Source organism: Gluconobacter japonicus, assembly GCF_002723975.1.
In the GTDB taxonomy this organism is placed as follows: Bacteria; Pseudomonadota; Alphaproteobacteria; order Acetobacterales; family Acetobacteraceae; genus Gluconobacter; species Gluconobacter japonicus.
The window spans coordinates 17,864-28,396 of record NZ_BEWO01000031.1 but is presented as its reverse complement, the minus strand read 5'-3'; the positions used below and the strand labels follow the sequence as shown (position 1 = coordinate 28,396).

Annotated in this window: 9 protein-coding genes, 1 tRNA gene and 1 pseudogene; 4 read left to right on the top strand and 7 right to left on the bottom strand. The window is 52.5% G+C overall.

Translation table 11 applies throughout. The annotated features are described in order from the left end of the window. Positions 1–120: 120 nt before the first annotated feature. Both GJA01_RS13560 and GJA01_RS13555 read left to right on the top strand, forming a co-directional pair. The gene (locus tag GJA01_RS13560; protein ID WP_010504526.1) at positions 121–1,476 is read left to right on the top strand and encodes a beta strand repeat-containing protein; all 1,356 of its coding nucleotides are present in this window, start codon (positions 121–123) and stop codon (positions 1,474–1,476) included. Between the two features lie 104 nt (positions 1,477–1,580). Continuing rightward, complete coding sequence (locus tag GJA01_RS13555; RefSeq protein WP_172794447.1) at positions 1,581–4,361, top strand: glycosyltransferase; 2,781 nt, start codon at positions 1,581–1,583, stop codon at positions 4,359–4,361. Here the strand turns inward: GJA01_RS13555 and GJA01_RS13550 are convergent, their stop codons facing one another. Next, entirely contained in the window at positions 4,362–5,261 is a 900-nt protein-coding gene (locus GJA01_RS13550) for a rhamnan synthesis F family protein (protein WP_062502765.1), read from the bottom strand. Between the two features lie 167 nt (positions 5,262–5,428). Here GJA01_RS13550 and GJA01_RS13545 point away from each other — a divergent pair, with 167 nt between their 5' ends. Further along, entirely contained in the window at positions 5,429–5,698 is a 270-nt protein-coding gene (locus tag GJA01_RS13545; protein ID WP_010504529.1) for an HU family DNA-binding protein, read from the top strand. Between the two features lie 160 nt (positions 5,699–5,858). Here GJA01_RS13545 and GJA01_RS13540 read toward each other — a convergent pair whose 3' ends face one another. After that, positions 5,859–6,947, bottom strand: coding sequence for a GTP pyrophosphokinase (locus GJA01_RS13540; RefSeq protein ID WP_082785215.1), 1,089 nt, complete (start codon positions 6,945–6,947; stop codon positions 5,859–5,861). Between the two features lie 124 nt (positions 6,948–7,071). Between GJA01_RS13540 and GJA01_RS13535 the strand changes: the two are divergent. Then, a pseudogene (locus GJA01_RS13535) lies at positions 7,072–7,629 on the top strand (recombinase family protein). A 111-nt stretch (positions 7,630–7,740) separates the two neighbouring features. Here GJA01_RS13535 and GJA01_RS13530 read toward each other — a convergent pair. The 5 genes from GJA01_RS13530 to GJA01_RS13510 form a co-directional block, all read right to left on the bottom strand. Next, a tRNA-Gln gene (locus GJA01_RS13530) sits at positions 7,741–7,815 on the bottom strand. A gap of 69 nt (positions 7,816–7,884) precedes the next feature. Continuing rightward, complete coding sequence (locus tag GJA01_RS13525; RefSeq protein WP_062502763.1) at positions 7,885–8,574, bottom strand: hypothetical protein; 690 nt, start codon at positions 8,572–8,574, stop codon at positions 7,885–7,887. Positions 8,575–8,654: 80 nt separating this feature from the next. Then, the gene (gene proC / locus GJA01_RS13520; RefSeq protein WP_062502762.1) at positions 8,655–9,476 is read right to left on the bottom strand and encodes a pyrroline-5-carboxylate reductase; all 822 of its coding nucleotides are present in this window, start codon (positions 9,474–9,476) and stop codon (positions 8,655–8,657) included. Positions 9,477–9,478: 2 nt separating this feature from the next. Further along, the gene (locus tag GJA01_RS13515) at positions 9,479–9,985 is read right to left on the bottom strand and encodes a type III secretion system chaperone family protein (RefSeq protein ID WP_062502761.1); all 507 of its coding nucleotides are present in this window, start codon (positions 9,983–9,985) and stop codon (positions 9,479–9,481) included. 201 nt (positions 9,986–10,186) lie between these two features. Next, positions 10,187–10,477, bottom strand: coding sequence for an accessory factor UbiK family protein (locus tag GJA01_RS13510; RefSeq protein ID WP_010504534.1), 291 nt, complete (start codon positions 10,475–10,477; stop codon positions 10,187–10,189). Positions 10,478–10,533: the final 56 nt, after the last annotated feature.

Here is a 10,533-nt window from a genome sequence, read left to right as displayed (position 1 = left end):
GGTGGAATCCTGATTGCTTTTTGGGGCTGAGCTTTGATATATGCAAGACTCGTCGCTCGATCATTTGGGTGGTCTGAGGGCCGCCAGTGCGAAGCAATCTTTGTTTAGGAGTGCATGGTAATGGCAATCACTACCGTGGTTGGCGCCTCCGGCCAGATCCTTGCGGTCACGGTCGATGGTGCACAGGCCCAAGCTCTGGCCAGTCAGTATTCGTCCGCTGTCTCAGGTGTGAGCGGTCTGACGAGCTATGATCTGGTTCCAGGAAGCAACAGTTCATTTTCTGCAGGTGTTTCTCAGGGTGTCATTACCCAGAGCGGCAGCTACAGCATTAACGGCGACGTCCAGTACATCGCTGCAGGCAGCTATGCCCCGCAGGATACACTTACTGGTTCCGTGGCGATTGATCTCAGCAAGAACACAGCCTCTTCCGTCAGTCTGCTGACGGGCGCATGGGATGGCGCGTCTGTTGTTGCTGGCGACCAGAACGGCTCTTTCGTTGGTGGCGTTGGCAACAACGTTTTCCTGGGAACGGGCAAGACTGGCAGCTGGAACATTGCTACGGGTTCCGGAAACGATACAATCCTCGGAACGAATGGCAATAACACCATTGATGGTGGCACGGGCAACAACCTGATTTATCTGGGCAGCGGCACGAACGTCGTCCGCTCTGAAGGTCAGGACACGATTGATGGCAGCAACGGTACCGACACCGTTACCCTGCTTGGTGGCAGCTCGGTTGTTAACCTGCATGCAAATGCAACGGTTTATGACACGACTGGCTCCAACAGCGTAACTGTTGGCAACAACAGCTTCATCACGGGCGGTAGCTCCAGCACGTACTTCACGACTGGTGCCAGCGCTACGGTTTCCGGTGGCCTTAACGACACCATTTCTGCTGCAGGCGATCTTCAGCAGATCCGTGGTACGGGCAACACCATCAGCGTTGATGGTTCGCTGTCCTTCCTTAATGGTACGGGTAACACCACCATTACGGCTGGCAATGCAACCATGTTCGGTGCGTCTGGCCTGAATGCTCAGTTCGACGGCACGTCCGGTTACAGCCTGTTTGTAGGCACCGGTGGTGACGAAACGATTTCTGCTGCTTCTTCTCACGGCGTTCTGGAAGCTTTTGCATCCAACGGTGGCAATACGACCGTCATTGGTGGCACGGGCGCAGACACGCTTGTTGGTGGCACGGGCAATGCAACCTTCACGGGTGGCTCGGGCGGCTCCAACCTGTTCGCTCTGAACAACGGTACGGCTGGCGGCGACTATACGGTTACCGATTTCGGCAGCGCTGCTGGTAACCTCATGGCTCTGTATCAGTATGGCCTGCAGAACAACAATGGTCTGCAGAACGTTCTGAGCGCAGCAACCGTGGCTGGTGGTAACACGACCATTGCTCTGAACGACGGCTCCAAGATCACCTTCGTTGGTGTTACGGATCTGAAGGCTTCGGACTTTACTCTGAGCTGATCTGGTTTGTTAGCTTGCTAACATCTATAAAGAGAGCTGGGTTCGAAAGAGCCCAGCTTTTTTTATTTGTATTCAACTGTTTCTAGACCTGAGCTTTTTGTCTGATGACCTTGCCGACTAAAGATGTAACGCTTCTTCCTGCTGAAGCCGAAGAAGACTCACAGAAAGTTCTTTTGGAAAGCTATCGTAGCTCGGCTCGGTTAAACGGTATGCGTGCTGATGGCCTACAGGGCGAAAGTGCACATCTGCGGCATCAGATTTCCCTGATTCATCGTTCTTTGTCCTGGCGTGTTACCAAGCCGCTTAGGGCTGTGCGTTCGCTTAGTTTGGGAAGGTTGCCATCTGGGCGTCCTCTCAAGGAGCTACCGGAGAGACTTTCCGCTCTTTGGGAAGAGGGTGGCGTCAAGGCGATCGGCAAGGCTGTTGAAAGGCGATTTCCTGTTCGAGTTCGTCCGAAGCAGAAAGCAAAGATATCTTCGCCAGCACAGAAGCTTTCTTCTGCCTCAAGCCAGATTTCTCTGGCCGATAGGGTTGAGAGTCCTGTTTCGCCGCTGTCTGTTTATAGCGATCTTCTTGATAAGACGGCGGGGCTTTTGGCTCCTCGTATTCTTATTATTGCAGAAGTGTCTCTTCGTCAGTGTGCGAAATACCGTGTCTGGCAAAAGCGGGATCTTCTTGAACGTCTTGGATGGACAGTGGAGGTTGTTGACTGGCGCGACGTCAATGTTGCCATGTCTGCTCTACAGATTTGCACGCAGGTTATCTTCTACCGGGTCCCGGGCTTTGATGATGTCATGAAGCTTGTGAAGGAAGCGCATCGCTTGCGTCTTGAGCCGCGTTGGGAAGTCGATGATCTGATTTTCGATGCAGAAGAATATTTGCAGAACGGTAATATCAGTAGTCTTCCCAAGTCTGAGCAGGATCTGCTCATGTCCGGTGTGGTTTTGTTCAGACGTTGTATGCTGGCGTGTGGGCAAGGTATTGCATCTACGCGGGCTCTGGCCCAGGCGATGCGAGATGCCGGGTTAAAGCATGTTGATATTGTTGAAAACGCTCTTGATCGAGAGACACTGAAGATCGCAGCGTCTTTACCGCCTCGTGGAGACGCTGTTGATGATCGTGTGTGGGTGTCTTACGGGTCGGGTACCAACACGCATGATGAGGATTTCCGGCAGGCTGAAGCGGGGCTAATTGCTGCTCTGGATGAAGAGCCGCGTTTGTGTCTGCGTGTTATCGGGCAACTCAAACTTTCGAAGGATTTCGACCGGTTTGGGGATCGGATCGAGCGCCTCACGGAACTGTCCTATCGCGATTATCTTGCGGCTTTGGCGCAAACGGATATTGCGATTGCTCCGTTAGAGCCTACGCTTTTCAATGACTGCAAAAGCAATATCAAGTTTCTTGAAGCCGCTGTGGTTCGGGTTGCTGCTCTTTGCTCACCTCGTGATGCGTTTCTTGCAATCATGCGTCATGAGGAAAACGGGCTTCTGGCGGTTACCTCTGACGAGTGGAAGAGTGGCTTCCTAAAGCTTGCGCGGGATAAAGCGCTTCGTGATCGGTTGGCGGCTCGGGCCTGGCAGGATGTCATGGAGCGTTATGCGCCTGAATCCATGGCTGTGACACAGGGTAAAGCCCTGTTTGGTTTGCCGGTGGTGTCTGAGCGCAAGTCGTTGCGCGTCCTTATGACGAATGTTTATTACGCGCCACGGTCTTTCGGGGGGGCGACAATCGTTGTTGAGGAACTGGCGCTGCGCTTGCGCAACAAGGGTGTAGAGGTTGGGATATTGACATCCCGGCCCCATCTTGACGGGCGGCTGTCAGGAAATATCCGCTATGTCGCTAATGGGTCGGATGTTCTTGCTGCAATGATTCCAGACGGGAACGATGTTATCGGCTCGATGGATAACCCGCATATGGCAGAGCAGTTTGCAGACTGGCTTGATGCCTATCAGCCGGATGTCGTGCATGTTCATGCTGCGCAGGGGTTGGGTACGGCCATGTTGCGGGTGTGTCAGGAGCGTGGTGTTCCTTATGTTCTGACGCTTCATGACGCCTGGTGGCTGTGTGATCGACAGTTCATGGTTCGTGGGGATGGCCGTTACTGTTTTCAGACGACCATAGACCAACAGGTTTGTCAGATGTGCGTGCCGCATGCCCGTCATCTGACGGACCGGTGGTTCCTGATGCATCAGGCTTTGTCAGAGGCGGCTTTGCTGATTAGTCCGTCAGAGGCTCATCGTCAGCTTTATCTGGCAAATGGTGTCGATCCGGAGCGTATTGTGGTGAACCGGAATGGTTTCCGGTGGCCTGAACGTCCTCGGACTCCGCGTCTTCCGGGTTCGCCCGTCCGGTTCGGGTTCGTAGGGGGAACGGAGGCTGTAAAGGGCTATCCGCAACTCAAGAAATGTATGGAGTCTTTGGATCGTTCGGACTGGGAGCTTGTTCTGGTTGATAACAAGCTTAATCTTGGTTTCAGGTCGATCCATCCGCGGGACTGGTCGGTCAAGGGGCATCTGGAAATTATACCAGCGTTCACTCAAAGTGGCCTTGATGACTTTTATGACCAGATTGATGTTCTGCTGTTCCCGTCACAGTGGAAAGAGAGCTATGGCCTGACGGTGCGTGAGGCGCTGTCTCGGGATGTCTGGGTTGTAACCACTGCGCCGGGTGGGCAGTCAGAGGATGTCGTAGATGGTGTAAATGGCACGTATCTGCCGATTGATGGTCGTGCAGAAACGCTGGCCGCTGCGGTTGAGGCTATTCTGGATCAACCGGGTAAATTTGATGGGTATGTAAATCCGTTCAAAGATCGTCTGGCGACATATGAAGCGCAGACGGAAGAACTGCTTGGCTTCCTTGAAGGGGTAGCCAAGCGAAAGACCTGATTATCGACCGAGTAGCAGGGCCGGCAATGCGTGTAGCCGGTCCTCGCTTGCAATCGCCTGTACCAATCGCGCGCGGAAACCTGCTTTTTTGTATTGGGCGCGAGGTGGATGATTTGCCAGATACTGGGCGATCCAGTCCGGATTGAAAAAAGCGGGATCAGGGATTTCCTGACGCCAGAGATGCACGGACGGTATTCCGCTGGGATTGTCTCTCAATAATTCGGTTTTGATGAAGGGGGCTTTCCCGGAGCGCAGGACGGCCCGCCAATCCGTATGCATGGGGTTGATAGCGAGGAGACGTGCTATGCCGCGTGTGCCGCTCCATGAAGCCGCCATATCCATTTCTGCAGCCTGCATGGCCAAGCCAAGACCCAGCTCACCGTGAAGAACGATTTCCGGTTTGCTCATCTCGCAAAACGGTTGGCGAAAGACCCTCTGGATAGCGGGGTGCTCGAACGCCTGTCGGGACATGACCAGAAACCATGACTGAAGATGACGGTTGATAGCCTCTGAGCGGACCATACCCCAGATTGGGTGCTGTTCTGCACGCATGCGGGTTACGATGGGCGAAAGGGGAGCCATCGGGCCGAAAACGCTGTCATTGGCGAACAGGATTTCGTCAGCGCCTTCGTCGCAGTGTTGCTTGAGAAGCTCTTGCCAGGAGCCGAAATCAAGACCGGCATTTTCTCGTGGATAAAGTTTGGCTTTTACGGGGGTGGGTCCAGATGTGAAGCTGCGCTTCAAGTTTTCCAGCCCTTGATGGTCCTGCGGTGACAGGCTGGAAACTGCAACATGGATCTCGAACCCACAGTCCGCAATCTGGTTGAGAAGGTGGCGAGTGTGGGGAGCCAGGGTTCCTGCAGGATCGTGGTAGGCAAAAAGACAGACAGAATGTGACATGGAAGTCCTACGGATGGAACGCTGGGGCAATTGCGACGATTATATCATTGTTCCTTGGTAGCATTGTAAGAAATACTGAGGAATGTTGTATTGATGGCAGCAGAAGTTTCTGGGTGTTTTGGGATGCAGCCTGAGAGAAAATCGAAGCAGAGGAGAATGATGCATCCATGAGTAAAGCATTTCTCGCCGCAGTTCTTCAGGACTCCATTGACTGTACAGGCGTTGCCGCGCAACGGGCCGCGAATGATCTTGTAGAAGCGATTATTGACGAGTTGAAGCGCGAAGGTGGCTTCACCATTCCGTCTTTTGGCACGTTCACTGTGTGTGAGACGAAGGCCCGACAGGCGACGAACCCCCGAACTGGTGAGCCGGTTTCAGTCCCGTCGGGGAGAACGGTTCGGTTCAAGGCCAGTCCGGGATTGAAGCAGAATTTGTAGGGAAGCGGTGTTCGTCGGAGAGGTGAGTACTGGCTTTGAGCGTCAGTACTCATTTCTCTGTGTTAGATTTCGATGGGGTACGGGGATAATTTATAGACCATCAGAGAGTGTCCCTAAATTTGGTGTTTTTGGGACGCTTTAGATTGCCCATTAGTGAAATTCAAAAATTTTCATCGTCTTCGATATCCGCTTCTTCCTCCCATTCATACATGTCATGATCGATATCAACGCCATAAGATTTTATTGTACGTAGAACTTTTTCACGTCCATATTTTTCGGAATAAAACGAAATATCTTTCTCAGTTAGGTGGCTAAAAGGGGTTCCTATTTTTTCAAAATATCTATCTATATTATTATAGAGCATGGAATCTCTAAAGAAACCTAGTAAATGAAATACCTTCCCTTCTGATGCAATAAATTTTTCTATAAATTCATCATTTATTATTCCCCACAAATCACCAATTAAATTTAATCCAAATTTATTAAGTTCATTAACGGTTGTTGAAAAATTTCTCTCTTTTGCAGTCTTGTTGTTTAATTCAATATTATATTTTTTATTTATTCTATATATAAATTCTTTAATAGATAGCGTATTTATTTCTTCTTTATTGAAATCAACATCTACATCACTTGTTATTTTTGATGAATATTCATTTATATTTTCTATTATTTCGTTAAATCCTTTATCGGCGATTTCAAGAAGCCCTGCATAAAGGTTTATCTTTCTGGATATATCTACTGGAAGACTTCCTGTAAATTTATAGGACCTGTCATGTGCTAGTTCAGCCCAAGCATGTTGTAGAATTGTCCGAATTTGTATTTCGAACACCAGGTCAGATATCTCAGTATATTCCGGTATATGACTTCTATTTTCCCCTAATCTACAAACAAAATGAACAGACCTGTATCCTATCTTATCATTTCCAAGCTTACTTATTTGGTCCAAGCTGTTGGCATAATCAATTTCGAACAGATTTTTAATAACATTGGATATTTTCGATATATCTGAATCAAAATAAGTTATTATTCTTATTCCAGATATATCCGTCATTTGATTACTTGGGTCATTATAAATTTTTCTTGATATTTTAGATATTATAGATTTTTTATCCTTAATTCTACCTGTTATGCTTAATGTTTGTATATTTTCTTTTCTTAATACCGAATTAATTATTGAAATTACAGATTCTTTTAATCCTGAATGTTTTTTTATTGCATTATCGGCAAAGGAACTATGGGTTTCACTCATTTTTCTAAACTCCTGACACTTAGCAATAGAACGCAATAAAAACACAAAATAGAATTAAAAAAATAAAATTTAAAGCCTCTACAATACTGCCATAAATCTCCGCCAAAATCATAAGGAGAATTATATGAAATACGGTTATTGCAGAGTGTCCACAGTTGGACAGGATTTGAAGGAACAGGAAGATGCTCTGGTGGCTCTTGGAGTTCCAAAGGCGAATACCTTCAAGGAAAAGATTTCAGGTGTCATCAGGTTGAATGACAGATCTTAGTTCGGGAAGCTCCTGAAAAAGATTCAGGCGGGGGATGAGCTGGTCGTGATGAAGCTCGACAGACTTGGAAGGTCCACTCTCGATATCCTGACAGTCATCCAGAACCTGAGAGGTCAGGGCGTAGCCATTACCATTGAAGGAGTAGGGACCATCAGGGATGACATGATGGGAAGCCTTACTATGAATCTCCTCGCCTCCTTTGCAGAGTTCGAGCGTGCTCTGATTATCGACCGTACCCAGTCAGGCAGGAAAAGAGCCATGGCAAATGGTGTGCGGATGGGCAGGAAGCCTAAACTCTCTCGTCAAGCCAGAGACGCTATCAGGCGACGTTATGGAAACGAGACAGGAGCAGCATTGGCAAAAGAATATGGGATTGGCTTGCGGACTGTTCAGAGAGTCGCAGCAGAAGGCTGATTTCAGGGGCTCACAGAATCCCTAAAATGGCTTAGACTGTCTCCACCGTTGTCCCCAAAGTTGCTTTTCTCTGGGCGCATAAGTGTTTGATTTCATTGACTTGTAGGTACTTGGCTGGGGCGGGAGGATTCGAACCTCCGCATGGCGGAATCAAAATCCGCTGCCTTACCGCTTGGCTACGCCCCAGCAGACGCGTTTCAGAAACGCGCTGGAACGGCTTTTAATCCGAACCAGCATGTCTCGTAAAGCCCAATATCAGGATTCAAGTTCCAGTTCGTGATCGGGCAGACCGGTGTTGCGCATGGCGTCGTCCATTTTACGGCGTGCGGAGGCTTTGAGGACGCCGAGGCGTTCGGCGCGGTTCAGGGCGCCGTCGAGGGCAGCCATAGTGCTGCCGAGATCCTGACTCTCGTCTTTTTCCCAAGCGCGCAGGGCGTGGCCCCAGACGGCGGTCAGGGCGTTGACGCGCCAGAGGCCACCCAATCCAGAGCAATCCATGCCTGCGGCGTCTGCGAGCCAGCGCATGGAGTCCATGGTCGCGCCTGCCAGAAGAGCGGCGAGGGGGGGATCGTAAGGGAGGGCGTGCAGGACGGCGCGGACACCTTCGCGGTATTCTTCGAAAATATCGAAGCGTCGCATCATCAGGTCGAAGAGGTATTCGCGCAGGGTCCCACCGTTGCCGTCGTCCCGGAGTGCGCTTTCGTCTGCCAGTCGGCCGAGGCGGAGGAGGAGCAGGGGTTTGACGGGGTAGCGGGAGCGCACGGCGTCGACCGGGAGGCCTGCGTCACGTGCGGCATCCACGAGTGAGAACCGGTGCCAGCCGTCTGTTCCTGCCAGGCTTAACGCAGATTGCAGGAGGGCGATGTCGAAGGCTTCCCTGTCCAGTTCCGGTGTGCTGTCTGGTGTCAGCTCATCGGTGTCAAATGGGTCCTGCCGTTCTTCCATTGCCGGTCTCCTGTCAAAAACATGTTTCTTATGGTGGGAGCGTTTGCCTGGGGCGGCAAGTTCCCACCAGAAAGAAACGGTTACCCGGCGAGTTCGTCGGCTCGTTTTGTCGCGGCGTCAATGGCTTTTGCAATATTTGCGGGCCAGGCGTCGGGTGCCATGAGGACGCTCAGGGCTGCGGCGGTGGTTCCGTTGGGGCTGGTGACGGCCTTTCGGAGGTCTTCTGCGTCATCGGGCAGATCGTCGAGCATACGGCCTGCGCCGTAGATGGTTCCGCGTGCCAGACGGCGAGCTGTTTCCTTGGAGAGGCCGTGGGCTTCCCCGGCTTTTTCCAGCAGTTCCGCGAGGAGGAAGACGTAGGCTGGTCCAGATCCGGAGACGGCGGTTACGGCGAGGAGGTCCTCTTCTTTTTCCACGCGGACGACGTCGCCCACGGCGAAGAGGAGCTCATGGCAGAATGTGGCCTGCTCGGATGTAGCATTGGGCGGAGCGTAGAAGCCGCTGATCCCGGCGCCGATAGCCGAAGGGGTGTTGGGCATGGCGCGGAGGACGGGGATTTCCGCTCCGGCTTTTGCCGCTGCCGAAGCTAGGGCTTCGCAGGTACGGCCGGCCATGACGGAGAGGAGGGCTGATTTCTTGAACCGGCTTCCGAGGGCTTTGCCGATGTCTTCGATGGTTTTGTCTGCGCCTGCTGGTTTGACGGCGAGAACAATGATGTCGGGGGTGAAGGATGTTGGGATTTCGGCGGGGGTGTTGGCGATTGTTAGGGTGTCGTCCGAGCCCGTTCGGTGACGGTCAAGGACGACGATTTTTGGAGGTGTGGGGGAGGCGAGCCACCCATCGAGTAGCGCGCCTCCGAGTTTGCCACAGCCAGCCAGAAGGATTGAGGGGGTGGAAGGCAAGGTCAGGCGTCTCCAACACAGTCTAGCATTGCGGCATCCAGTGCATCCTGAGGGGATTTTCCACCCCAGAGAGCGAACTGGAAGGCGGGATAGAATCTTTCACATTCGGACATGGCGATGTCGATCAGGTCTTCCATGCTTTCGCCGGGAAGTGTGGCGACGCCGCGCATGAGGAGCGTATGGCGGAATGAGGGTGTTCCGGTTTCGGTGTCGATCGTGAAATGGCCGACCCAGAGGCGGTTGTTTGCCAGCGAAACCAGTTCGTGAACATCAGCGCGGCGTGCGGCGGGGGAGCGCAGGTCCAGCGTGCAGTTCAGGTGCAGCGCGGACAGTTCGTCCGACCATGTGAAGTAGAGAGAATAATCACACCACTGGCCTGGAGCCTGGGCTGCCATTTCGGACTGGCCAAGGCGTTCGAATTCCCATTCATACAGGCCCATGACCTGTTCCATGATGTCGAGCGGGTGGGATTCGGTTTCGGTGGTGAGTGAGGTGCTCAGGGCAGGCATGTCGGATCTCCCAAGGCCGTGGAGCCTGGCACCGGCCGTGCGCCGGTGCGGCGCTCCAGATGTCTGCGTCTGGGGGCAGGGTGCCTGCCTCCAGCATTCATCACGTTATGGGTCCTTTTGAGACTGCGCAAGTATTACGAGCATCTTCAGTGAGTTCGTACGAAGATGTGTTGCAGTGCTGGCGCAGTCGAATGGGCTGGATCAGCCCTGTGGGCCGCCTTTTTCTTCCGTTGCCAGTTCTTCAAGGGCGGTCAGGCGCGATTCGATAGCGGCGAGGCGGGCTTCTGCTTCGTCCTGTGCCATGCGGGCGCGGGTGGCCATTTCCTGTACGGCGTCGAACTCGTCCCGGCGGACCAGTTCTAGGGAGGTCAGGATTTCATCGACGCGGGTGCGGATGATGGAGTGCAGTTCTTCGCGGGCACCGGTAACAGCGGAAAACGCATTGCCGGCGAGGCCTGCGAGGTCGTCGAAGAAGCGGGGTCTGTCAGACATGGGAGAAACTCCTGCAGAGAGGCGGCGTGTCGTGTGTGGCGCGTCGCTTGGATCGT

Excerpts from the sequence above, each read along its gene's own strand:
- GJA01_RS13525 (WP_062502763.1), bottom strand. The coding sequence starts at position 8,574 with ATGGAAGAACGGCAGGACCCATTTGACACCGATGAGCTGACACCAGAC.
- GJA01_RS13515 (WP_062502761.1), bottom strand. The coding sequence starts at position 9,985 with ATGCCTGCCCTGAGCACCTCACTCACCACCGAAACCGAATCCCACCCG.
- GJA01_RS13545 (WP_010504529.1), top strand. The coding sequence starts at position 5,429 with ATGAGTAAAGCATTTCTCGCCGCAGTTCTTCAGGACTCCATTGACTGT.
- GJA01_RS13555 (WP_172794447.1), top strand. The coding sequence starts at position 1,581 with ATGACCTTGCCGACTAAAGATGTAACGCTTCTTCCTGCTGAAGCCGAA.
- GJA01_RS13560 (WP_010504526.1), top strand. The coding sequence starts at position 121 with ATGGCAATCACTACCGTGGTTGGCGCCTCCGGCCAGATCCTTGCGGTC.
- GJA01_RS13550 (WP_062502765.1), bottom strand. The coding sequence starts at position 5,261 with ATGTCACATTCTGTCTGTCTTTTTGCCTACCACGATCCTGCAGGAACC.
- GJA01_RS13540 (WP_082785215.1), bottom strand. The coding sequence starts at position 6,947 with ATGAGTGAAACCCATAGTTCCTTTGCCGATAATGCAATAAAAAAACAT.
- GJA01_RS13510 (WP_010504534.1), bottom strand. The coding sequence starts at position 10,477 with ATGTCTGACAGACCCCGCTTCTTCGACGACCTCGCAGGCCTCGCCGGC.